At 73.9% G+C, this 24,241-nt stretch carries 16 protein-coding genes; 11 read left to right on the top strand and 5 right to left on the bottom strand.

Annotated features, from left to right (window positions below):
• Positions 1-366 precede the first annotated feature (366 nt).
• The 11 genes from SACTE_RS10315 (at position 367) to SACTE_RS10370 (ending at position 18,985) form a co-directional block, all read left to right on the top strand.
• Positions 367-1,701, top strand: coding sequence for a hypothetical protein (locus SACTE_RS10315; protein ID WP_019993956.1), 1,335 nt, complete (start codon positions 367-369; stop codon positions 1,699-1,701).
• A gap of 11 nt (positions 1,702-1,712) precedes the next feature.
• A complete protein-coding gene (locus tag SACTE_RS10320) occupies positions 1,713-2,747 on the top strand; it encodes a glutamate ABC transporter substrate-binding protein (RefSeq protein WP_014045976.1) in 1,035 nt (344 codons plus the stop codon).
• Positions 2,748-2,792: 45 nt separating this feature from the next.
• On the top strand, positions 2,793-4,136 hold the full coding sequence (locus SACTE_RS10325; RefSeq protein ID WP_014045977.1) for a hypothetical protein: 1,344 nt from the start codon (positions 2,793-2,795) through the stop codon (positions 4,134-4,136).
• On the top strand, positions 4,133-6,853 hold the full coding sequence (locus tag SACTE_RS10335; RefSeq protein ID WP_014045978.1) for a serine/threonine-protein kinase: 2,721 nt from the start codon (positions 4,133-4,135) through the stop codon (positions 6,851-6,853). Before SACTE_RS10325 ends, SACTE_RS10335 begins: the two co-directional genes overlap by 4 nt.
• 2 nt (positions 6,854-6,855) lie before the next feature.
• Entirely contained in the window at positions 6,856-8,259 is a 1,404-nt protein-coding gene (locus tag SACTE_RS10340; RefSeq protein ID WP_014045979.1) for a PP2C family serine/threonine-protein phosphatase, read from the top strand.
• Positions 8,260-8,414: 155 nt separating this feature from the next.
• On the top strand, positions 8,415-9,770 hold the full coding sequence (locus SACTE_RS10345; protein WP_014045980.1) for a VWA domain-containing protein: 1,356 nt from the start codon (positions 8,415-8,417) through the stop codon (positions 9,768-9,770).
• A gap of 71 nt (positions 9,771-9,841) precedes the next feature.
• Positions 9,842-11,299: an FHA domain-containing protein gene (locus tag SACTE_RS10350; RefSeq protein ID WP_014045981.1), complete on the top strand. Its 1,458-nt coding sequence runs from the start codon at positions 9,842-9,844 to the stop codon at positions 11,297-11,299.
• Between the two features lie 74 nt (positions 11,300-11,373).
• Positions 11,374-11,778 carry a globin gene (locus tag SACTE_RS10355; RefSeq protein ID WP_014045982.1) on the top strand — a complete coding sequence of 135 codons (405 nt, stop codon included), beginning with the start codon at positions 11,374-11,376 and terminating at the stop codon, positions 11,776-11,778.
• Positions 11,779-11,941: 163 nt separating this feature from the next.
• Positions 11,942-15,229, top strand: a complete 3,288-nt coding sequence (locus SACTE_RS10360; protein WP_014045983.1) for an ABC transporter permease — start codon at positions 11,942-11,944, stop codon at positions 15,227-15,229.
• 1 nt (position 15,230) lies between these two features.
• Positions 15,231-17,996, top strand: a complete 2,766-nt coding sequence (locus SACTE_RS10365; RefSeq protein ID WP_014045984.1) for an FtsX-like permease family protein — start codon at positions 15,231-15,233, stop codon at positions 17,994-17,996.
• On the top strand, positions 17,993-18,985 hold the full coding sequence (locus tag SACTE_RS10370; RefSeq protein ID WP_014045985.1) for an ABC transporter ATP-binding protein: 993 nt from the start codon (positions 17,993-17,995) through the stop codon (positions 18,983-18,985). The genes SACTE_RS10365 and SACTE_RS10370 overlap by 4 nt, the downstream gene beginning before the upstream one ends.
• A 47-nt stretch (positions 18,986-19,032) precedes the next feature.
• Here the strand turns inward: SACTE_RS10370 and SACTE_RS10375 are convergent, their stop codons facing one another.
• The 5 genes from SACTE_RS10375 to SACTE_RS10395 all read right to left on the bottom strand — a co-directional run bounded on the left by SACTE_RS10375 (position 19,033) and on the right by SACTE_RS10395 (position 24,186).
• Positions 19,033-19,722 (bottom strand): hypothetical protein, encoded by a 690-nt coding sequence (locus SACTE_RS10375; RefSeq protein ID WP_014045986.1) that lies wholly within the window; start codon positions 19,720-19,722, stop codon positions 19,033-19,035.
• Positions 19,719-20,141: a thioesterase family protein gene (locus SACTE_RS10380; protein WP_014045987.1), complete on the bottom strand. Its 423-nt coding sequence runs from the start codon at positions 20,139-20,141 to the stop codon at positions 19,719-19,721. Before SACTE_RS10380 ends, SACTE_RS10375 begins: the two co-directional genes overlap by 4 nt.
• Positions 20,142-20,143: 2 nt before the next feature.
• Positions 20,144-21,808: an energy-dependent translational throttle protein EttA gene (gene ettA, locus SACTE_RS10385; RefSeq protein ID WP_014045988.1), complete on the bottom strand. Its 1,665-nt coding sequence runs from the start codon at positions 21,806-21,808 to the stop codon at positions 20,144-20,146.
• A 229-nt stretch (positions 21,809-22,037) separates the two neighbouring features.
• Complete coding sequence (locus tag SACTE_RS10390; RefSeq protein WP_050986400.1) at positions 22,038-23,525, bottom strand: Cys-Gln thioester bond-forming surface protein; 1,488 nt, start codon at positions 23,523-23,525, stop codon at positions 22,038-22,040.
• A gap of 235 nt (positions 23,526-23,760) precedes the next feature.
• A complete protein-coding gene (locus tag SACTE_RS10395) occupies positions 23,761-24,186 on the bottom strand; it encodes a single-stranded DNA-binding protein (protein ID WP_014045990.1) in 426 nt (141 codons plus the stop codon).
• Positions 24,187-24,241 lie beyond the last annotated feature (55 nt).

Consider the following 24,241-nt stretch of genomic DNA (forward strand, 5'->3'; position numbering starts at 1 on the left):
CCCGACGGCCCCGGCGGCCTCCCCGTCTCCGGGGCCGTCGGCCGTGCGGGCCACCCCGTCCGCACGGGAACCGATCAGATGTCCCGAACGTGTTCATGGTGGGGGATCGGCCCGCTTCGGGGCTCTCGTGGCGCCTGCCCGGGTGACGCGCCTTGATCGACGGGGTTCGTCCTGATCGAATACGGGGACCGCGCGGGATCCGGGCATTCCTGGTGAATGACGGTCCCTGCGGCCATACTTCTGGCCAGGGACCTTCCCTCCGACCGGCCGGAGGGCCGGGCCGCCGTCAGTGACCGAGGGGGAGGTCAAGTGACATATCCGCCGAATGCGGACCCGCAGCGGGAGCGTGCGCCCGATCGGCCGGGCGTGCCCGTGACCGTACCCGCGCAGCGCGGCGGGGTGCGGTCGGTGGCCGCCGAGCGGCTGCGGGCCGCGGCGACGACGGAGCCGGGCCGACTGCAGGTCATCGGCGCCGTACTGGCCCTGCTGGTCGTGGCGTTCGGCGCGGTGACCGCCCTGGAGGTCTCCGGGCGCGCCTCGGCCGCCGACGACGTGGTGACGCGCAGCCAGCCGCTGAGCGCCGACGCGGCGGACGTCTACCGCTCCCTGGCCGACGCGGACACGATGGCGGCGAGCGGTTTCCTGGCCGGTGCCGAGGAGCCGAGGGACGTCCACGAGCAGTACGAGACGGACATCAAGGAAGCCTCCCGGCTGCTGGTGAAGGCCGCGGCGAGCACCGACACCTCCTCCCCGTCGGGCAAGGAGATCACCACCCTCAACGAGCTGCTCCCCCAGTACACGGGCCTGGTCGAGCGTGCCCGCGCCAACAACCGGCAGGGCCTGCCGCTGGGCGGCGCCTACCTCCGGTACGCCAACCAGAAGATGACGAACGAACTCCTCCCGGCCGCCGAGCGGTTGTACGCGGCGGAGACCGCCCGCCTGTCCGCCGACTCGGCCGACGCCCGGCGGTGGCCGTTCCTCGCGCTGGGCGTGGGGGTCGTGGCGCTGGCCGCCCTGGTGTGGACGCAGCGGCGCACCTACCGCCGCACCAACCGGGTGTTCAACCACGGACTGCTCGCGGCGACCGCGGCGGCCGCGGTGGTGCTGCTCTGGCTGGCCGTGGGCCACACGGTGGCCCGTGCCGAGCTCCATGGCGCGATGGTGCACGGCCAGGAATCGCTGGACGTGCTGAACAAGGCGCGGATCAACTCGCTGAAGGCGCGCGCCAACGAGAACCTCACGCTGGTCGCGCGGGGCGCGGTGCTGACGGCCGACGGCACCCAGGACCGGTACGAGACGGACTACGGCACCGGCATGAAGGCGCTCGACGCCCAGCTGAGGAGCGCCGGGAAGCTCGCCGGCGACGACTCCCCGGGGAGCGAGCCCGTGGCCCGGGCCGTCACCGGTGTGGCCGAGTGGCAGGAGCGCCACCGCGCGGCGCGGTCCACGGACGACCAGGGCGACTACGACGGCGCGCTGAAGCAGATCATCGGCCCCGAGGACTCCACGGGTGAGTCGTTCGCGCGGGTGGACGAGGCACTGCGGCAGGCACTCGCCCATGAACAGGGTGAGTTCACCACGGCGGCCAGGAGCGGTCGCGGGGCGCTGGGCGGGCTGCCCGCCGGGGCCGCCGTCCTCGCCGTGCTGGGCGCGGTCGCGGCGATCGCGGGGATCAACCGCAGGCTCTCGGAGTACCGGTGAAAGGAGGAGCGATGCGAGGGACGAACCTCCGGGCGGCGCGTGGCAGGCTGCGCGGCTGGGGCGGTGTGACGGGCATGGCGGTGGCCTGCGCGGTCACGGCGGCGTTCACCCTGCTCCCGCTGGCGCACGGCGGCGGCTCCCTCGGCGGGCAGGACACCGGCCGGGCCGTGACGTCGGCGGTGCCCGCCACGGCGGAGGCCTGCACGGACCCCGAGGCGAGCCTGCCGGCGTCGAGCGCGGACGGGCCGACCATCCAGAAGATCCGCGAGCGCGGGAAGCTGATCGCGGGCGTCGACCAGAACAGCTTCCGCTGGGGCTACCGCGATCCGGAGACCCGCACCCTGGAGGGGTTCGACATCGATCTGGTGCGGGCCCTGGCCAAGGACATCCTCGGTGACGCCGACGCGGTGATCTTCCGGGCGATCCCCACCAACCAGCGCATCGCCGCGCTGGAGCACGACCGGGTGGACGTCGTCGTCCGGACCATGACCATCAACTGCGGCCGTCTGGAGCAGGTGTCGTTCTCCACCGCCTACTTCCAGGCCGGGCAGCAGGTGCTGGCGGCGAAGGAGTCGGACATCACCGGTTACGACCGGTCGCTGGCCGGCAAGCGGGTGTGCAGCGCCGAGGGCTCCACGGCGTACGAGGCGCTGAAGAAGGAGTCGTTCGGCGCGGTCTTCGAGGACGAGCACGAGGACACCGACCAGGACCCGGACCTGCTGACCGTCCCCAACCAGCTGGACTGCCTGGTGCGGCTCCAGCTCGGCGAGGTCGACGCGGTGGTCACCGACAACGCGCTGGCGGCCGGGCAGGCGGCCCAGGACCCGGCGGTGGAGCTGAAGGGCGACAAGCCGTTCACCACCGAGTACTACGGCGTCGCGGCGAAGCTCGGCGCCGACGACCTGGTGGCCAGGGTCAACCACGTCCTGGAGGACTACCGGCGGGGCGGCGCGGACAGCCCCTGGATGAGGTCGTACCGCGAGTGGCTGGAGGCGGGGCTGCCCGGGATCGAGGGTCCCCCGCAGCCGAAGTACCGGAGCAACTGAGCCCACCCGGGCCCCGGCCCGGGTGAACGAACGGAGAGGTGATCGATGGGCGTGGCGGGATCCTTCCCCGGCTACGCGGGGAGGCCCACCGGCCCGGTCATGGACCGGGACGAGGCGGACCGCGCGCTGGCCCGGCTCGGCGCCGAGCACGAGGCCGTCGAGAGCTCCCTGCTGGCCCTCCAGGACCACGCGGGCCGCCGGCTCCTGGAGGGCGCCGATCTGACCGGCGTCACCAAGGAGCGCTGGGCCGCCGCCGAACAGGCGATCACCCTGCTGTGGGTGTACTTCGACGCGTACACCGGGGCGCTCGCCTCGGCCCGTGAGATCAGGTCCCGGCGGCGCCATCCCGGCAAGGACGACCTGGTGGCTCTCACCGAGCTGCTGCGCGGCGAAGCGGTGACCGTGGGCAATGCGCAGGCGGCCGCCTCCGGTCCCTCCCTGACGGGTCCGGCCAGGCTCTCCGAGCGGTTCACGCTGGAGGAGCTGGTCTCCCGGATGAACGACCTGTACGCGCGTTCGCTGGACATGGTCGTCGCCTCGGACGCGGTGTGGTCGGCGCTGCCCGCCCGGATAGACCTGCTCGCGGCCGAGCTGCGCCGCACCCGCTCGCTGGCGCAGTCGGTGGGAGTGCGCCCCGGGGAGCACCCGGCCGGGGACGACCTGGAGGAGATCACCCAGGAGCTGACGACGCTGCGGATGCAGGTGATCTCCGACCCGCTGGCCTTCTGGCTCCCGGGTCCCGGCAGTGCCGCGCCTGGCGGAGGCCGGCCCGACACCGCCCGCTACGACCGGGCCGCCCGCGCCCTGGAGGACGTACGCCGGGAGATCGAGGCCGTGCTGGCGGTGCGGCAGGACGCCGAGCAGCGCCTGGTGCGGCTGCGTGACGTGCTCTCCCGGGCGGACCGGACGCTCGCCGAGGCCCGGTCGGCGCGCGGCGAGGTGCTCGCGAAGATCGCCGCGTCGGAGGTGCCCGCGGTGAGTGGACCGCCGACCGCGTTGCAGGAGCGGCTGGCCGCGGCGTCGGAGCACCGCAGGCACGGCCGGTGGAACCGTCTCTCGCCGCTGCTGGACTCGCTGGAGCGGGAGGCCGAGGACGAGCTGCTGCGCGCCCGGGAGTCGCTCACGTCGGTCACGGCGCCGCTCGCGGTCCGGGCGGAGCTGCGCGGCAGGCTCGACGCGTACAAGGCGAAGGTGGCCCGGCACGGTCTGGCGGAGGACCCGCTGCTGATCGAGCGGTACGACGCGGCCCGCCGGATGCTGTGGAGCGCGCCGTGCGATCTGCGCGTCGCGGAGCAGGCGGTCCAGCGCTACCAGCGGGCCGCCGCCGATCTGCTGACGCCGCGCCGCCCGGGTGGTCAGGGCGGGTACGGGGACGGGGAGACATCATGAGTACGCAGTGCCAGCGCCCCGCGTGCGAGGGCTCCTACGAGGACATGGGCGGCGGTGAGCTGTACTGCGACACGTGCGGGCTGGCGCCGGTCGTCTCACCGACGGGGATGGTGAGTTCGCCGCCCACCGGTGTCGCGGGGGGTGGCCGGGGCGGTGACAGCGCCTCGCAGCGCTCGGCCTCGCGGTCCTCGTCGAGGTCCTCCCGCTCGTCGACGTCGCGCCGTTCGGTCTCCGGCCGGCTCTCCCGTTCGCTGTCGGGGACGGCCACGTCCCGCTCGGTGTCGGTGCGTTCCTCGGGCAGCGCGTCGGGTTCGGTGTCCGGGCGGAACCGGCTGGGGGCGGGGCTGGTGCTCGTCCCCGACGTACCGCGGCCGGACCCGCGGACGGCGGTGATGGAGAATCCGGAGGTTCCCGAGCGGAAGCGGTTCTGCTCGCGCTCCGACTGCGGCGCGCCGGTGGGCCGGGCGCGCGGCGAGCGGCCGGGCCGCACGGAGGGGTTCTGCACCAAGTGCGGCCACCCCTACTCCTTCGTGCCGAAGCTGCACAGCGGTGATGTCGTGCACGGGCAGTACGAGGTCGCGGGCTGCCTGGCGCACGGCGGGCTGGGCTGGGTGTACCTGGCGGTGGACCGGGCGGTCTCGGACCGCTGGGTGGTCCTCAAGGGCCTGCTGGACACCGGCGACCAGGACGCCATGGCGGCGGCGATCTCGGAGCGGCGCTTCCTCGCGGAGATCGAGCACTCCAACATCGTGCGCATCTACAACTTCGTGGAGCACCTGGACCAGCGGACCGGGTCGCTGGACGGCTACATAGTGATGGAGTACGTCGGCGGCAAGGCGCTCAAGGAGATCGCCAACGGCCGCCGCACGCCGGACGGGAGGCGCGACCCGCTGCCCGTCGAGCAGGCCTGCGCGTACGGCATCGAGGCGCTCGAGGCGCTCGGCCATCTGCACAGCCGCAATCTGCTGTACTGCGACTTCAAGGTCGACAACGCGATCCAGACCGAGGACCAGCTCAAGCTCATCGACATGGGCGCGGTGCGGCGGATGGACGACGACGAGTCGGCGATCTACGGCACCGTCGGCTACCAGGCGCCGGAGGTGGCCGAGGCCGGCCCGTCCGTCGCCTCGGACCTGTACACGGTCGCGCGGACGCTCGCGGTGCTCACCTTCGACTTCCAGGGGTACACGAACGTCTTCGTGGACTCGCTGCCGGACCCGGACAACATCGAGGTGTTCCGGCGGTACGAGTCGTTCTACCGGCTGCTGGTGCGGGCCACGGACCCCGACCCGGCGCGCCGGTTCGCCTCGGCGAGCGAGATGGCCGAGCAGCTGACGGGTGTGCTGCGGGAGGTGGTGGCCGTGCAGACGGGCCGCCCGCGCCCCGCCCTGTCGACGCTCTTCGGCACGGAACTGCGGGTCACGGACACCGGGTTGTTCGCGGAGCTGACCGAGGAGGTGTCCCGGCTCGGTGTCCGCACCGCGTCGGCGGGCCGTGCCCGGCGCCGGGGCCGCGCGGTGCCGGCCGGGGGCCCGCCCGCCGTGGCCCCGGTCACCGCCCCGCCCTCCGCGACGGCCGCCGCCCCCGCTCCTCTCTCCCGGGGCGCCGGTCCGGTGCACGCGCCCGACACCCACGTCCGGGGCTCGGGGACGGGCGGGCCGGGCGGCGCGCCCGCCCACGGGGGGACGCGGGCGGTCGTACCGGCCCCGCGCCCGGCGCCCGGCCCGGATCCGGCCGTCGCGGGCACCGCCGGGGGCGGCCCCCGGCTCGCGGCCTTCGACGCGCGGGCCACCTCGCTCGCCCTTCCGGTCCCCCGGGTCGACGCGAACGACCCGAACGCCGGTTTCCTCGCCGGGGTGATGGCGTCGGCTCCGGCCGAGCTGATCACGGCGCTGCACTCGGTGCCCGCGGCCTCGCTGGAGACCCGGCTGCGCGAACTCCGCGCCCGGCTGGAGATGGGCGAACTCGACTCGGCGATGCGCGCGTTGACCGCCGTGGAGGCGGAGTACCCGGACGACTGGCGGGTGGTGTGGTACCGCGGTGTCACCTCCCTGGTGACCGGGGACCACCACAACGCGGCCCTGTCCTTCGACGCGGTGTACGACGCGTTCCCGGGTGAGCCCGCGCCGAAGCTGGCGCTCGGCATCTGCGCGGAGGTGCTGGGACAGCTGGACAACGCGGCCGAGTACTACCGGCTGGTGTGGACGACCGATCCGAGCTTCGTGAGCGCCGCGTTCGGGCTGGCCCGGGTGCGGATCGCGGCGGGTGACCGGACCGGAGCGGTCCGAGCGCTGGAGTCGGTCCCGGAGGCGTCGATCCACTACACGGCGGCCCGGGTGGCCTCGGTGCGGGCCCGGCTGCGCGGGCGGTCTCCCGAGGAGCCGCTGCTGGATGACCTGTCGGCCGCCGCGGGCCAGGTGGCGGCGCTCCAGGGGTACGGCCTGGACGCGGTGCGCCGTGAGCAGTTGTCGACCGAGGTGCTGGGGACGGCGCTGGACTGGGTACTCTCCGGGGGTCCCGCGGCCCGACCGCCGGCCCCGGCCGCCCCCGCGGCCCCGGTACGGGGGAAGCTGCTGGGCAGTGATCTGGACGAGCGGGGCCTGAGACTGGGCCTCGAACGCTCGTACCGGATGCTCGCCCGGCTCGCGCAGCGGGGCGACGAGAGGATCGAACTGGTGGAGCGGGCCAACCGCCTCCGCCCACGGACCTGGGTGTGAAGATGTCACAGAGCCACCAGCGGGCCTCCTTGCCGGGGTGCCCCAGCTGCGAGGAACCGCTGGAGTCGGGCGACCGGTTCTGCGGGGCGTGCGGGTACGACCTGTCGGCCGTGCCGGCGCCTCCCGCCGACCGCCCGACCGTCGCGATCACGGTGCCCGCGCAGCACGCGGGGACGCCCGGCACGGGTGCGCCCGCGCCGGGTGAGGGCGCGCCCGTGGGTGCCGCGTCCGGGGCGGAGTCCGTCCGCTGGCCGGCCGCCTCGGAGAGGGACAGCTCGGACCTCCCCGCGCCCACGCACCGCCCGAGCGACCTCCCGGGCACCGACTCCGGCGGCAGGTCCCTGCCCGGCGGGACGCTTTCGGCGGTCCGACTGGACGGTCCGGACGCCGAGGGCGTCGGCGACTTCGAGCTGGCGGCCCCCGATCCGCGTGCCGCGGAACACGCGGCGGCCTCTGCCCCGGCCCCGGCCGGGGGCAAGGTCTGCGTCGCCTGCCGGTCCGGACACGTGGACCCCGACGGTTACTGCGAGAACTGCGGCCACGCCCAGCCGCGCGAACGCGACCACATGGAGCAGGAGCTCGGCGCGGTCGCGGCGGTCAGCGACCGGGGGCTGCGCCACCATCGCAACGAGGACGCGTTCGCGGTGTCCAGCACCGCGCTGCCGGACGGCTCACCGGCCGTCGTCGCCATCGTCTGCGACGGCGTCTCGTCGGCGAGCCGTCCCGACGAGGCGTCCGCCGCAGCCGCGGGCGCCGCCAACGAGGCGCTGCTGGAGTCGCTGCCGCGCGGGACGCATCCGCAGCAGGCGATGCACGAGGCGATCCTGGCCGCGTCCGAGGCGGTCGACGCCCTGGCCCCGGACCCGGGTCAGGCGATGGAGCACGATCAGCACCGCCACCAGAACGCCCCGGCCTGCACCCTGGTCGGCGCGATCATGGCGGGCGGTCTGCTGGTCGTCGGCTGGGTCGGCGACAGCCGCGTCTACTGGGTGCCCCAGGACCGTGCCCATCCGCCCGCCCGGCTCACGGAGGACGACTCCTGGGCCGCGCAGATGGTCGCCACGGGCCTGATGAACGAGGCGGAGGCGTACGCCGACGACCGCGCCCACGCCATCACCGGGTGGCTGGGCGCCGACGCCTACGAACTGGAGCCGCACACCGCGTCCTTCAAGCCGGACCGGGCGGGGCTGGTGGTGGTGTGCACCGACGGGCTGTGGAACTACGCGGAGGGTGCCGCCGAGATGGCGGCGGCCCTACCGCCGGACGCCTACGAACGGCCGCTGCACGGGGCCCAGGTGCTGGTCGGCCACGCGCTGGACGGCGGGGGCCACGACAACGTAACAGTGGCCCTGCTGCCGTTCGCCGTGCCGCCGCGGGGGGCAGGATCGGCCTACCCGGCCACCTGAGCCGGACGCCGGCCACCGTCTTCGTCCGTCCGCCGCCCTCACTCCTCCGCCCCGGGCCGTTCCCGACCGGACGCCGTCCGTGTCCGCCCCCGTCTGTCCCTGTCCTCCGACCCTGCCTTCACCTGACCTGTGTGGAGCCCCAAGGAGCCGATCAGATGGCCAACTTCTCGAAGTCGAACGTGCCGCAGTTCTCGGTCGAGGTGTACCAGAACGAGTACCTGCCCGAGGGCGGGCGTGAGGTCAACGCGATCGTCACCGTCACCTCGACGGGCGGCGGCACCACCGGTGGTGTCCCGCTGACCGACGCGTCCCCGGCCCGTGTCGCCGGGCAGGCGCCGGGGGCCGCCGTGGTCCTCATGGTCGACTGCTCCGGTTCGATGGACTACCCGCCGACGAAGATGCGCAACGCCCGGGACGCTACGGCCGCGGCCATCGACACCCTGCGCGACGGAACGCTGTTCGCCGTGGTGGCGGGGACCCATGTGGCCAAGGACGTCTATCCGGGCAACGGCCGGCTCGCGACCGCCGACGTGCACACCAAGGCGCAGGCCAAGGACGCTTTGCGCCGGCTGAACGCGGGCGGCGGCACGGCGATCGGCACCTGGCTGCGGCTGGCGGACCGGCTGCTCGGCGCAGCCGACACGGGCATCCGGCACGGCATCCTGCTCACCGACGGCCGCAACGAGCACGAGTCCCCGGAGGATCTGCGGGCCGCCCTGGACGCCTGCGCGGGCCGGTTCACGTGCGACGCCCGGGGGGTCGGGACCGACTGGGAGGTGAAAGAGGTCACAGCCATCGCCTCGGCCCTGCTCGGCTCGGCGGACATCGTCGCCGATCCGGCGGGCCTCGCCGCGGACTTCACGCGGATGATGGAGAACGCGATGGGCAAGGAGGTCGCGGACGTGGCGCTGCGGCTGTGGACGCCCGTCGGGGTCGAGATCGTCTTCGTCAAACAGGTCGCCCCCACGGTCGCCGACCTGACCGGCCGCCGCACCGAGGCGGGCCCCCGCGCGGGCGACTACCCGACCGGTTCCTGGGGCGACGAGTCCCGGGACTACCACGTCTGCGTACGGGTTCCGGAGGCCGGGATCGGCCAGGAGATGCTGGCGGCCCGCGTCTCGCTGATCCTTCCGGCCGCCGCTGCCGGGGAGCCGCCGCAGACGCTGTCCCAGGGGCTGGTCCGGGCGGTGTGGACCGATGACATGGCCGCGTCCACGTCGATCAACCCGCAGGTCGCCCACTACACAGGTCAGGCGGAACTGGCACACGTCATCCAACAAGGGCTGGAAGCGCGTAAATCCGGCGACCTGGACGGCGCGACCGCCAAACTGGGCCGTGCCGTGCAGCTCGCGTCGGCCTCCGGGAACGCCGATACCGCGAAACTGCTTTCGAAGGTGGTGGACGTCGTCGACGCGGCGACCGGTACTGTGCGACTGAAAGCGAGAGTGGCGGAAGCGGACGAGATGACGCTCGAAACGCGCTCGACCAAGACCGTTCGCGTCAAGAAGTGACGCCGAACAGCGACACAGTCGACAGAGCATGACGGCCTGCGGGCCGGAGAAGGAGAGGGGGAAGCGCCGACATGCCGACCTGCCCGAACGGACACCAGTCGGGTTCCGAGGACTGGTGCGAGGTCTGCGGACACCGCATGGCCCAGGCGGGCGCGCCCTCGGGTGCCGTGCCCCCGCCGCCTCCCCCGCCGCCCGCACGCGGCTACGGCTATCCGCAGGGCCCTCCCGGCCCCGGGGAGCCGGCCGCGCAGGCGGAGCTCTGCCCGCAGTGCCGCACCCCGCGTGAGGCGATGGCGCCGTTCTGCGAGGAGTGCCGCTGGAACTTCCTCACCAACACGGCCACGTCGTACACCCCGCTGGCGCCGCAGCCCGGCGCCGGGAGCCCGGTACCGGGTCTGAACCTGCCGCCCGGCTTCACGGCCCAGGGTCCGCCGTCGCCGCAGGGTCCTCCGTCGCGGCAGGGCTCGGCGTCGCCGCAGCAGCGTGACCCGTTCGAGTACCAGGGCTCGCGGCCCTCGCAGATGAACCGGCCGGCCGAGCCGCTCGCGCCGGAGCAGGGCGGCCCGCCGCCCCCGCCGTCGTTCCGGCAGGGGCCGCCGCCTCCGCCCGCCTTCCAGCAGCAGTCGCCGTCCCCGTTCGAGCGTCAGGGGCAGCCGGGTCAGCCGTCGCCCTTCGATCCGCAGAACCGGCCGGGAGGTCCCGGGGGCCCGGAGTCCTCCGGTCCGCCCGCACCGCACGGCCGGCCCGGCGAACACGGCCGGCCCGGCGAGCACGGCCGGCCCGGCGAGCAGGGGCAGCCCGGACAGCCTGGGCCGCCTTCGCCGTTCGAGCCGCAGCGCCAGGGGCCGCCGTTCCCGCCGTCGTTCCAGCAGCAGTCGGCACAGCAGTCCGCGCCGCCCCGCCCGCAGACGACGCGTCCCGGTGCCGACGACGACTGGATGCTGCCGCCGCCCTCGCAGCAGCAGCCCTCGCAGGGCTTCCAGCCAGGCCCGCAGTCGCCTCCGGCCGCCCCGGCGCCGCAGGTCCCGCAGCAGCAGTTCCCCGGCCAGGGGCCGGACCAGCAGCGCCCGGACCAGCAGGCCCCGGACCAGCAGGGCACCGGGCCGGGCAAGGGCCAGGGCACGGGCAGCTGGACGGCGGTCGTCGCGCCGGACCGCGACTACTTCCTGGCGATGATGCAGCGCAGCGGCCCGGAGGCCACGGGGCTCAACCTGCCCGCGTACTCCCCCGAGCAGCACGTCGAGCTCACCGGCAACCAGGTCACCGTCGGCCGGCGCCGGCACAGCACCGGGGAGTCGCCCGACATCGATCTCGCCGTGCCGCCGGAGGATCCGGGTGTCTCGCACCAGCACGCGGTGCTGGTGCGGCAGCCGGACGGCAGCTGGGCCGTGGTCGACCAGAACTCCACCAACGGCACCACGCTCAACGGCGCCGAGGACCCGATCCAGCCGTATGTCCCCGTCCCGCTCCAGGACGGCGACCAGGTCCACGTCGGCGCCTGGACGACGATCACGGTCCGCCGCGACTGAACCGCCGGGCACCGGCCGGGCACCGGGGTCCTACGACCTCCGTACTCGGCCGGTGCGTCTGCGACGATGGACGGGTGACAGAGATTCCGCGCGACACGCTTCAGGAGCAGACCTTCTACGAGCAGGTCGGCGGCGAGGAGACCTTCCGGCGCCTGGTCCACCGCTTCTACCAGGGCGTCGCCGAGGACCCGCTGCTGCGGCCGATGTACCCGGAGGAGGATCTGGGGCCGGCCGAGGAACGGTTCGCCCTGTTCCTGATGCAGTACTGGGGCGGCCCGCGCACCTACAGCGACCACCGGGGGCACCCCCGGCTGCGGATGCGGCACGCCCCGTTCCAGGTGGACCGGGCCGCGCACGACGCCTGGCTCGGCCACATGCGGGTGGCGCTGGACGAGCTGGAGCTCGCCCCCGGGCACGAGCGGCAGCTGTGGGACTACCTCACGTACGCCGCCGCCTCGATGATCAACACCGGCGGCTGACCCCCGTTCCTCGCGCCCGGCCGCCGGAATCCGGCACTCCACGACCGGATAACGGTCACGATCCCGTCAAGCGCGCCCGCAGGCGGTTTCCAAGGCGGACGTCCTGATGAAAGCATCCGGGGAACGCCGGGGGGCGTGCGGCTGCTGAGGTTCGGGGGATCAGGTGACGGGGTTCGTCCTTCTGCGTGCGAGGGCGCACCGGCTCCTGCTCGCCGCGGCCCTGTCGGCGGTGGTGCTGACCACGTGTGTGCTGGCCGCGCTCACCGCGTTCTCGGGTTCCATAGGCGACGCCGCCCTGCGGCACACGCTCACCCACCGGTCCGCCGAACCGGCCTCGCTCTTCGTGACCGCCGGGGTGGACCGGGAGCGCCGGGCGGAGGCGGACGCGGCGGTGCGCCGGGCGGCCGGTGAGGCCTTCGACGGGCTGCCGGTGACCGTACGGGCGCTGGAGAGCTCGGGCCCGTACGCCCTGCCGCGTGACCTGCAGACCCCCGCCGACCGGCGCGGTGAACCGGATCTGACCCACTTCGCCTCGCTCGACCGCAGCCGGGTCCGGCTGACCTCGGGGCGTATGCCGGCCGAGGGTGCCGGGCGGGACGGGGAGCCGGTGGAGGTGGCGCTGCCCCGCGCCGCGGCCGAGGTCCTGAAGCTGGAGCCGGGGGCCGAACTGGCCCTCACCGACCGGCTGGGCGGGGCTTCGCCGCGGATCGAGGTCACCGGCCTGTACGAGGCGGCCGACCTGGCCGATCCCTACTGGCAGCTGGACCCGCTGGCCGGGCGGGGGGCCCGCACGCTCGACTTCACGACGTACGGCCCGCTGCTCACCGACCCCGCGCTGTTCGGCTCGGACCGGCTCAGCTCCGGGGAGCGGTCCTGGCTCGCCACCGCCGACTTCCGCACGCTGACCACCGACCGGACCGGGGACCTGCGGAAGGCGTCGGCCGGTGTCCCGCGGGCGTTGGAGGCGTCCCTCGGTGACGGCGTCACGGTGCGCACCTCGCTGCCCACCGTCATCGACCAGATCGAGCGGGCCCTGCTGGTGTCCCGTTCGACGATCATGATCGTCGCCGTCCAGCTGGTCCTGCTCGCCGGATACGCGCTGCTGCTCGTGGCCCGGCTGCTGAGCAGTGAGCGCGGCGGCGAGACGGAGCTGCTGCGGGCCCGGGGCGGTTCGCGGGGCCGGATCGCCTCGCTGGCGGCCGTGGAGGCGCTGCTGCTCGCGGTGCCCGCCGCCGTGGTGGCCCCGCTGCTCGCCGGGCCGTTGACCGGGCTGCTCGCGGAGCGCAGCGGGCTCACCCGGATCGGGCTGCGGCTCGACGGGGGTGCGGACGGCACGGTGTGGCTCGTGGCCGCGGCCGTCGCGCTGGCGTGCGCCCTGGCCGTCGTGGCGCCCGCCCTGGCCGCGAGCGCCGGTGGACGCGCGGGCGCACGGTCCTCGGCGCTGCCCGCGCCGGTGCGCGCGGGCGCGGATGTCGCGCTGCTGGTGATCGCCGGGGTGGCGTACTGGCAGCTGGACCGGCAGACAGGTGGGTCAGGCGGGGGCGCGCTCAGCGGGGACCGGCACGGCGAACTCGGCATCGATCCGCTGCTGGTGGCCGCGCCCGCGCTGGCCCTGCTGGCGGGCACGGTGCTGACCCTGCGGCTGCTGCCGCCCGCGGCCCGGCTGGCGGAGCGCCGTGCGGCGGCCGGCCGGGGGCTGTCGGCGGCGCTGGCCGGCTGGCAGTTCAGCCGGCGTCCGCTGCGGGGCGCGGGGCCGGTGCTGCTGCTGGTGCTGGCGGTGGCGACGGGCATGCTGGCGATCGGTCAGGCCGCCTCCTGGGACCGTTCGCAGAGCGACCAGGCCGACTTCCGGTCGGGTGCCTCGGTGCGGGTGGTGGCCGGCGTCGGCGACGACGGGGCGCAGTACGCCGACGTGCCGGGCGTACGCGACGCGGCTCCGGCGTTCCGTACCGGTGTCGAGCTGTCCGGCGGGCGCACGGCCGAGGTGCTGGCCCTGGACACGGCGCACGCCGGTGAGCACATGCTGATGCGCGAGGACCTCTCCGGGTCGTCCCCCGAGAAGCTGTTCGAGGCGATCGCACCGCCCAAGGCCGCGCGTACCGGGGTGGTGCTGCCCCGGAAGAGCACCCGGCTCCTGGTCGACCTGCGGCTGCGCGACACCTCGGCCGCCGGGGGCCGGTCGCCGTCCGGGGCGGCGCCGGTGCTGACCGTCCTGCTGGAGGACCGTTACGGCACGGCGCACCGGGTGGCCGCGGGCAAGGTCCCGGTGGACGGCCGGCCCCATACGGTGTCCGTGCCCGTGTCGGCGGACGGCGGGCCCGCGGTCACCGGTTTCGAGCTGGACAGCCCGGCCCCCGGCCGGGCGGAGACGCGGCTGGTCTCGGTGACGGGTCTCCGGGCGCTCACCGCCGACGGCGAGCGGCCCGTGCCGGCCTCGGACACGGTGCGCTGGCGGGCCGCGACGTCCCTCTCCTCGGGGAACGAGGAGAGGGCCGGTACGGCGCCGGAGGAGGTGTCCGGTTCCGGGGCGCCCGCCTTCCGCCAGACCACCGGCTCCGCCCCGTCGGACGGCTACGGGGCCGAGGAGACGGACACCCTCAGGATCGCCGCGGTGCGCCCGGCCGCCCCGGCGCTGAAGGCGGTGGCCACCGACGCGTACCTGGCGTACGCCGGGGCGGAGCCGGGGCAGCAGGTCGACCTGACACTGGCCGGCAACACGGTCCGGGTGACGCTGGTGAAGGCGGTACGGCAGTTGCCCACGACCGGCCCGGCCGGCGGGGCCGAGGCGGTGGCGGGGGCGGCCGTGAAGTCCGGCGGGAGTCTGCTGCTGGATCTGCGGGCGGTGTCCGAGGTGCTGGCCCATCGGCCCGGGGCCTCGCTGCCGCCCACCGAGTGGTGGCTGAGCACCGCGCCGGGCGACGGCCCCCGGGTGGCGGCACAGCTGCGGGAGCGGCCGGGCATCGATCCGGCCCAGGTCCTGGTGCGGGACGAGACGGCGCGGGAGCTGGCGGACGATCCGCTGGGGGCCGGTCCGCAGTCCGCGCTGCTGGCCGTGGCCGTGGTCGCCGCCGCCCTCGCGGCGGTGGGTTTCGCCGTCGGCCTCGCGGGCTCGCAGCGCGAACGCTCCGGCGAGTTCGCGGTGTTGCGGGCGCTGGGCGCCTCACGGCGGGGGCTGGCCCGTATGACCGCCGCCGAGCAGGGGGTGCTGATCAGCCTGGCGGTGCTGATCGGGCTGGCCCTGGGCGCGGTGCTGACCCGGGCCGTCGTGCCGCTCGTCGTGCTGACCGGGCAGGCCGCCAGGCCGGTTCCGGACGTGCTGGTGATGCTGCCGGCCGGACAGGTCGCCGTGCTGCTGGCGGGGGTCGCCCTGCTGCCGCTGCTGATCGTGGCCGCGCTCACGCTGCGCCGGTCCGATCCCGCGGTATCGCTGCGCCACCAGGGGGACAACTGACATGAACGCCGCCAAGATTCCGGCCGCCTGCGCCCCGTGGGTGCGGACCCGGCTGCGTACCGCGCCCGGTGTGTCGGCCGCCCTCGCGCTCCTGGTGTTCCTGACGGCCTTCCTCGCCGCCGCGTACCCGCGTGCCGTGGACGCGTACGAGACGAAGGCGCTGCGGCACGACATCGGTACCGCCTCGCCCGCCCGGAGCGTGCTGGAGGTGTCGACGCCGGCGCCCTCGCTGGCCGAGCCGGTCCCCAGGCGTGAGGAGGCGCTGCGCGAGGAGTGGCTGTCGCGGGGCTACCGCGCCCTGGTGGAGGTGCTGCCCGATCCCGTGCGGGCCGATGTGCCGCGCTCGTCGTTCGGGGTGCACACCACGAAGCCCCTGGTGGCGCGCGAGCCGTGGCTGCCCCGCCCCAACGGGCTGCCGCCGCAGTTCCGTTACGCCGTCCCGTCGGCACTGGACGAGCACAGCGAGCTGACGGCGGGCCGCTGGCCCGTGACGCACGGCGCGGTGGGCATCGACAGCCGTGAGGTGGAGGCGGCCGTCACCCAGGAGACGGCGCGGAAGCTGGGCATGAAGCCGGGCTCCACCCTCGCGGTGCCCACCCAGAGCGGGGAGCCGCTGACCGTCCGCGTCACGGGCGTCGTCACCCCGCTGCTCCCGGAGAGCGGCTACTGGTCGGTCGACCCGCTGTACCGCTCCCCCGCCCTGGTCCCGGACACGGGGTCCAAGATGCCGGTCTTCTACTGGGCGGCCACGCTGCTGCTCGCCCCGGACTCCGGGCCCGCGCTGCTGGCCACCACGGGTGAGCCGGAGCTCTACTGGCGTCTCACGCCGGACGCCTCGGGTCTCACCTCGGCCGACGTGCCCGCCCTGCGGACGTCCGTCACCTCGCTGAAGAGCGGCCCCGATCTGCTGAAGCTGCGCGGCCTGGTGGGTCCGACCACCACGCTGTCCACGGGACTGGACGCCGTGCTCGACACGTACACCTCGGTCCGTACCGCGATCAGCCCCGTCGTCACGGTCGCGGCGGTGGGCATCGGCGCCGTGGCCGCCGTGGTCCTGCTGATGACGGGCGGGCTGATCGGCGCCCGCCGCCACGGTGAACTGGCCCTGCTGCGCTCCCGGGGAGGCTCGCTGGCCGGCATCGGCGGCCGGCTGCTCGCCGAGACGGCGGTGGCCGTGCTGCCGGCGGCGGCACTGGGTCTGCTGCTGGCGGTCCTGCTGATCGGCGAGGCCCGGTGGGGGCCGGCGGCCCTCGGGGCCGGTGCGGTGGCGGCCCTGGTCTGCCTGGTGCTGCCGCTCCGCACGACGCTGCGCCACCGCAGGCCGCTGCTGCACGGTGCCCGCGACGACGTGGTGAGTGCCCGGCCCTCCCGGCGGCGCACGGTCGTCGAACTCACCCTGCTCGTCCTGGCGGTGGGCGCGGTCGCCGCGCTGCGCCGACGCGGGACGGGGGGCTCCGGCGGCGATCCGCTGATCAGTGCGGCGCCGGTCCTGGTGGGGCTGATCGCCGCGCTCGTCCTGGTCCGGCTCTATCCGCTGCCGCTACGGCTCGCCTCCAGGTCCGTGGCACGGCTGCGCGGGGCGGTCGGCTTCCTCTCGCTGGCCCGCGCCGGCCGGTCGTCGGCGAGCGGCACGCTGCCGCTGCTCGCCCTGCTGGTGGCGCTGACCACGGCGGCGTTCGGCGGTTCCGTGCTCGCCGGGGTCGCCGGCGCCCGTGACGACGCGGCGTTGCGGGCGGTGGGCGCGGACGCCCGGATCAGCGGCGAGGGCTCCCCGACCCCGGTCACGGACGGCTTCGTGCGCCGGGTCCGGGCGGTGGACGGGGTGCGCGAGGTGCTGCCCGTGCGCATCGAGTACGGGGTCGCGCCGAGCCCGGACGGCGGGACGTCGACGGACACCGGGCGTGCGGTGCTGCTGGGGGTCGAACCGGGGCCGTACGCCCGGCTGGCCCGGGAGAGCGGGCTGCCCGCCTTCTCCGCCGGCCTGCTGGAGGCGGCGCCGGGGAAGGGCGCGGTGCTGCCCGCGATCGCCTCACCGTCGGTGGCCGAGCGGCTCGGCGACGGGCCGCACACGGTGCGCGCGGGGGGCGCGGACGTCCAGGTGCGGGTCGTCGCCGTCCGCTCGCGCACGTCTGCGGTGGACGCGGACGACTTCCTGGTCGTGGACCGGGCCGCTCTTCCCGAGCCCTCCCCCACGACGCTGCTGGTCACCGGTGCGCCGGACGCCAAGGCGCTGCGGGCCGCGGTCGGGGAGGCGGGCCCGGGGTTCGCGGTGCGGCTGCGGTCGCAGGAGCGCGAGAGGTTCGTGGACAGCCCGCTCCAGTCGGGCGCCGGGCAGATCTACGCGGCGGCGGTCGCGGCGGGCGCCGGGTACGCGCTGCTGGCGGTGCTCCTCTCCCTGCTCCAGACCGCACCGGAGCGCACCACGCTGCTGGCCCGGCTGCGCACCATGGGGCTCACCACCCGGCAGGGCCGCCGGCTGCTCGCGTACGAGGCTCTGCCGCAGGCGCTGTTGGCGGCGGTGGGCGGCCTCGTCGTCGGCTGGGCGACCATCGCCCTGCTGGCGCCGGGGATCGACCTGGCCGCGCTGGCGCTGGCCGGCGGGGGTGGCGGCGCCTCGCACTTCGCCGCGCTGCGGGCCGACGCCGTGTCGCTGGTCCTTCCGGCGCTCGGCGTGGTCCTCCTCGCCGCCGCCGTGGCCGGCGTCCAGGCCTGGTGGGCGGGCCGTAGCGGATCGATCAAGGAACTCAGGGCAGGAGACACCCGATGACGTCGCCGACAGAGACCACCCTGGCGGAACTCGAACGGCGGGCCGCCGCACGCCGCGACCGGCCGTCGTACGGCCATGACGCCTTGATCGCCTGCGACCGGCTGGTGCGCGTCTTCTCCGCCGACGGGGTGGAGGTGCAGGCGCTCCAGGGCCTCGATCTACTCGTGACCGAGGGCGAGTTGATGGCGCTGGTCGGGGCCTCGGGCAGCGGCAAGTCCACCCTGATGAACATCCTGGCGGGGCTCGACGTGCCCACGGCCGGGTCGGCGAAGGTGGCGGGCCGCGATCTGCTGGCGATGGGACCGAAGGAGCGGCTGGGCTACCGCCGTGATGTGGTCGGCTTCGTCTGGCAGCAGACCGCCCGCAACCTGCTCTCGTACCTGACGGGCATTCAGAACGTCACGTTGCCGATGCAGTTGCGTGGCAGGGGACACGGCCGGGCACGGGCCGAGCGGGCCGAGTCGTTGCTGCGGATGCTGGAGGTCGAGGACTGCCGGGACCGCCGCCCGGCACAGATGTCCGGCGGTCAGCAGCAGCGGGTCGCGATCGCGGTGGCGCTCGCCAACAACCCGTCGGTGCTGCTGGCGGACGAACCGACCGGTGAGCTGGACTCGGCCACCGGCGAGCAGGTCTTCGCCGCGTTCCGCCGGGCGAACGAGGAGCTGGGCACCACGATCGTGATCGTGACCCATGACCAGGCGGTGGCGAGCGAGGTGCGCCGTACGGTCGCGATCCGCGACGGCCGGACCTCCTCCGAGGTGCTGCGGCACACCGAGGTGGACGCGACGACGGGCCAGGAGTCCCAGGTGGCCCGGGAGTACGCGATGCTCGACCGGGCGGGCCGGCTGCAACTGCCGGCCGACTACACCGAGGCACTGGGCATGGAGCACCGGGTGATGCTGGAGCTGGAGCCGGACCACATCGGGGTGTGGCCGGACGCGGCCGGAAAGCGGGACACGCGTGAGGAGCGGCCGGAGGGCCGGGAGTAGACGCGCGGGAAGTCCCGGGAGGACGGGGCGGCCCGGGAAGCCCGGGGTCAGGCCCTCTGGACGGTCACCGCGAGGGTGCCGAGTCCGCCACCCGCGCCCCTGAGTGCCACCGAACCGAACGGGGTCCGCAGCCGCATCCACGACCCGGCTGTGAGCAGGGCGACGGGGAAGTCGGGCGCCGGACGCAGGAAGCCCAGGGACTGGGCGGCGTGCACGGCGCGCAGCGGGAGCCCGGTGTCACCGAGCGTCCTCGACCAGATGTCCTGGCCCATCAGCTCCCGCTCCGCGCGGGTACGCCGTTCCTCGGGCAGGGCCGTGTCGCGGGCCCGGAATTCGGCGACGGCGTCGGCGAGCACGGTGCCCAGCTCCGCCGGTGACGGCAGTCCGGGGCGGGGCCGCCAGCCGCTGCGGGGCGGCAGCACCCCGGTCCACGGCGGGCCGGTGACGGGACCGGGCAGATCGGCCGCCGGTCCGTCCGCGCCCTGCGGGTCCAGCGCCTCGAGGAGTTCACCGGCCGAGACCGTGACGTCGAAGGTGTGGCTGCCGGCGAGCCGGGCCGTGCGGATCGCGAGGACCTCGAACGACGGCGGCCTGCCGAACACGGCGAGCGCGCCGCCGCCTGCCTGGAGGCGGACGGCGGCGGCCCGGTCGTAGTGGAGCAGCCGGCCGAGGAAGGCGGCGAGGTCGGCCGCCTCCCTCGCGTCGGCGAACCCCAGCGACCGTACGGGCACCGTCATGCGACAGCGGGCTCCTGATCCAGGTACTCCTGGAGGAAGAGCTTCTCCTCGGCGGTGATCCGCCGGGGTCGCTCGGCCGCCAGGTCGTAGGGCACGACGATCGTCGAGGCCCGTACGTAGACCTGCTCGGGGTCCTTGATCTCGTAGGCGATCGTCAGCGACGCGGCACCGATCTTCGTGACCCAGGACTCGATGGTCACCGGCGCGTGCCGGTGCACCAGCGGGCGCACGTAGTCGATCTCGTGCCGGGCCACGACGGACCCGCCCGCGAAGGACGGCGAGCCGTCCCCCGGCGCCAGCCGGAACATGAAGTCGATGCGCGCCTCCTCCAGGTAGCGGAGGAAGACCACGTTGTTCACGTGGCCGAAGGCATCCATGTCCGACCAGCGCAGCGGGCAGCTGTAGATATGACGGGCCACGATCAGCCTCGCGTGAGCTTCTTGTACGTGGCGCGGTGCGGCCGGGCCGCGTCCGCCCCGAGACGCTCCACCTTGTTCTTCTCGTACGACTCGAAGTTGCCCTCGAACCAGTACCAGGAGGAGTCGCCCTCGTACGCCAGGATGTGCGTGGCGACCCGGTCCAGGAACCAGCGGTCGTGGGAGATGACCACCGCGGCGCCCGGGAACTCGAGCAGCGCGTTCTCCAGCGAGGACAGGGTCTCGACGTCGAGGTCGTTGGTGGGTTCGTCGAGGAGCAGCAGGTTGCCGCCCTCCTTGAGCGTCAGCGCCAGGTTGAGGCGGTTGCGCTCACCACCGGAGAGGACACCGGCCGGCTTCTGCTGGTCCGGGCCCTTGAACCCGAACGCGGAGACGTACGCCCGCGAGGGCATCTCGACCTGGCCGACGTTGATGTAGTCCAGCTCGTCCGACACGACGGCCCAGAGGGTCTTCTTCGGGTCGATGTTGGCGCGGGACTGGTCGACGTAGGAGATCTTGACGGTGTCGCCGACCTTGATCGAACCCGAGTCCGGCGTCTCCAGGCCCTGGATCATCTTGAACAGCGTGGTCTTGCCCGCGCCGTTCGGGCCGATGACGCCGACGATGCCGTTGCGCGGCAGCGTGAACGACAGGTCGTCGATGAGGACCTTGTCGCCGAAGGCCTTGGACAGGTGCTCGACCTCGACGACGATGGAACCGAGCCGCGGGCCCGGCGGGATCTGGATCTCCTCGAAGTCCAGCTTCCGCATCTTGTCCGCCTCGGCCGCCATCTCCTCGTAACGGGCGAGACGGGCCTTGGACTTGGTCTGCCGGCCCTTGGCGTTGGAGCGGACCCACTCGAGCTCTTCCTTGAGCCGCTTGGCGCGCTTCTCGTCCTTGCGGCCCTCGACCTTGAGGCGGGTGGCCTTCTTGTCGAGGTAGGTCGAGTAGTTGCCCTCGTAGGGCAGGGCGCGGCCGCGGTCGAGCTCGAGGATCCACTCGGCGACGTTGTTCAGGAAGTACCGGTCGTGCGTCACGGCGACGACGGCGCCGGCGTACTTGGAGAGGTGCTGCTCCAGCCAGTTCACCGACTCGGCGTCGAGGTGGTTGGTGGGCTCGTCGAGGAGGAGCAGGTCCGGGGCCTCGATCAGCAGCTTGCAGAGCGCCACACGGCGCTTCTCGCCACCGGAGAGGGTGGTCACGGGCCAGTCGCCGGGCGGGCAGCCCAGGGCGTCCATGGCCTGCTCCAGCTGGGCGTCCAGGTCCCACGCGTTGGCGTGGTCCAGGTCCTCCTGGAGCTTGCCCATCTCGTCCATGAGCGCGTCGGAGTAGTCGGTCGCCATGAGCTCGGCGACCTCGTTGAAGCGCTTGAGCTTGCCCATGGTCTCGGCGGCGCCGTCCTGGACGTTCTCCAGCACCGTCTTGTTCTCGTCGAGCTCCGGCTCCTGCATGAGGATGCCGACGCTGAAGCCGGGCGAGATGAACGCGTCGCCGTTGGACGGCTGCTCCAGGCCCGCCATGATCTTCAGCACCGTGGACTTGCCGGCGCCGTTGGGCCCCACGACACCGATCTTCGCGCCGGGCAGGAAGTTCAGATTGACGTCATCGAGAATCACCTTGTCGCCGTGCGCTTTGCGCGTCTTGCGCATGGTGTAGATGTACTCAGCCAAGAGAAACCGTCCGGCAGCAATAGAGGTGTGGGCAGATACACCCATCTTGCCTGACGTCCGCGCCCGGACGGAAACCCGTCCGGCCTCCGGTACGCGATCACCCGCCTCCACAGGCCTGATCCAGCCGTGCTCCGCCGCGTCCCGGAACGCGACAGGGCCCGGTACGGGTGTCCGTACCGGGCCCCTCACCGGCGCGCTCTCACGAGGCGACGGCGGTCACTGGCTCAATTCACTCGGCGCTGGTCTGCGGCTTCTTCCGGCGGAGCAGGAAGACCGCGCCGCCGCCGACGACGACGAGGACGATCGCGACGCCCGCGATGATCGGGGTGGCGCTGGAGCCACCGGTCGCGGCGAGGTCGCCGCCACCCGTGGAGCCGCCGGCGGAGCTGCCACCGGTGGTGGTGGCGGGCGACGGGCTGGCACCGGTCTGGGTGTCGGTGCCGCCGTTGTCACCCGGCGCCGGGGTACCGGCGGTCTCGCAGTCCAGGACGCCCTTGAAGTTCTTCTCGAAGCCACCGGGGCCGGTGATCGTGAAGTCGTAGGCCTCGTCCTCGCCGACCGGGATGGTCACCGTGCGGGTCTCACCGGCCGGGATGGTGTGCTCGGTACCGGCCAGCTCGAAGGTGAACGCCTCGTCACCCGTGTTGCTCGCGGTGATGTCCACGCCGCCCTTGGCGCAGTTCTTCTCCGCGGTCACCGCGGGAACGGCACCCTTCTCGGCCCAGGTGGCCGTGGCCGTCGCGGAGACGGTGGACTCGCTGGAGCCGGCGAGGATCATCGTCTGGCTCTTGATCAGGCCGGCGAAGACCCGGCCCACCGGCACGGAGGTCGAGGCCTGGACGGAGAGCGAGGCGGAGCCGTCGGTGGCGTCCTCGGGGACGGAGAAGTAGAGGTCGGTGCCGTCGGCGGCCTCGGTGACGGGCTTGCCGGCCTTGTCGGTGACCTGGACCCCGCTGGCGGCGGCGTCGGCGGGCGGCGCCACCGAGACCTGGCCGGCGTCGGTGTGGACGGTGATCGGACCCAGCTGCTCACCGGCCTTGCCGGAGACCGCGGCCGGAGACAGGCCCACGGACGCCTTGGGCTCCGCGACGTTCTCGGCGTTCTTCTCCAGCCAGTCGGCGAGCTTCTCGGCGTTCGGGTCCTTGGCCGTCACGTCGGCCTTGTCCGAGAAGCGCCAGATGGCGACCTGGGTGCCGGCGGCGGCGGTCTTCTCGTCGAGCGGGCCGGTTCCGGCCTTCTCCGCGAGCGCCGCGAAGTCGTTGACCTGCGGGTAGGAGTGCTGCAGGATCCAGCGCACCTTGCCGGCGTCCTCGTTGGCACCGAGCGAGGACTGGTCCCAGGGGGTCTCCAGGTACTTCGCGCCGTCCTTGGTGGGCGTGTGGAAGTCGATGCAGTACGTCTGGATCGTGCCGCCGCCGTCGACCTTCATCTCGAACAGGCCGGCGGGCAGCTCCTGGGGCTTCTTGCCCTTGCCGGTGTTGAGCTCGGCGGTGCCGTAGGTCTTCAGACCGTCCAGTACGGCGACCGCACCACCCTGGTGCTGGGTGGCCTCGTCCGCCGTCGCGGCGGTGGCGCCGGCGAGCGTGCCCGCGGCGACCAGACCCGAGGCGAACAGGGCGGCCGCCACCCGGGCGAGGCCACGGCCCCGTCCGGCCCGGCCCGGCTCCTGGCCGTGTCGGTTACCTCCGCTCCGGGCGGGTATGGACTGCTCCGTCATCGCCTCGGACGATGACGGGGCGAACACTGAAGACACTGAAAACACAGAATTCCCCTCCGGGCGAGACCTGCACGCACATGGTGCGCGTGTGGGAGGTGCCTCGCCAGCAAACTCAAGTGCCGCATGGGTACTGGAGGAATCGTATGGATCAAGCGGAGGACAGTCCCCCGTCCTACCGTCAGATAACCATTCCGAATCGGAATCGTTATAGGCCGCCTCGGCGCGCCGCCCTTGTTCAGGACACCGACACGGCTTCCGTGGCCGGTTTCTGACGCCGCGTCGGAGAGGTCAGTGACGGCTCCCCTCTCGTCACTCTACGGAAGGCCGCCGTGCCCCTGGTCAGGTCGTGTCCCACCGCCACGGCCTCGATGTCCACGGACGTCTTCCACCCTCCGTCCCGCTCCTCCTCGCGCACCTTCAACCGGCCGTGCACCACCAGCGGTTCTCCGACCGAGACGGATCCGGCGAGGTTGGCCGCGAGTGTCCGCCAGGCCCAGACGGTGTAGAAGCTCGTACGGCCGTCCACCCAGTCCTGCTTCTCGCGGTCCCACCGGCGGGGCGTCACCGCCATCCGGAAGCGGGCCATGGGGCCCGTCGCCGCCTCCCGGTAGTCCACCGCCGTGGCGGCGTTCCCCACCAGCGTCACCATGGTCTCGTTCATGTCCCGTCCCCCGTCCTCGTCGACCGGACGACCGCGGTCCGCGGACTCCGTACCG

The sequence above is a fragment of the Streptomyces sp. SirexAA-E genome (assembly GCF_000177195.2).
GTDB classification, from domain to species: domain Bacteria; phylum Actinomycetota; class Actinomycetes; order Streptomycetales; family Streptomycetaceae; genus Streptomyces; species Streptomyces flavovirens.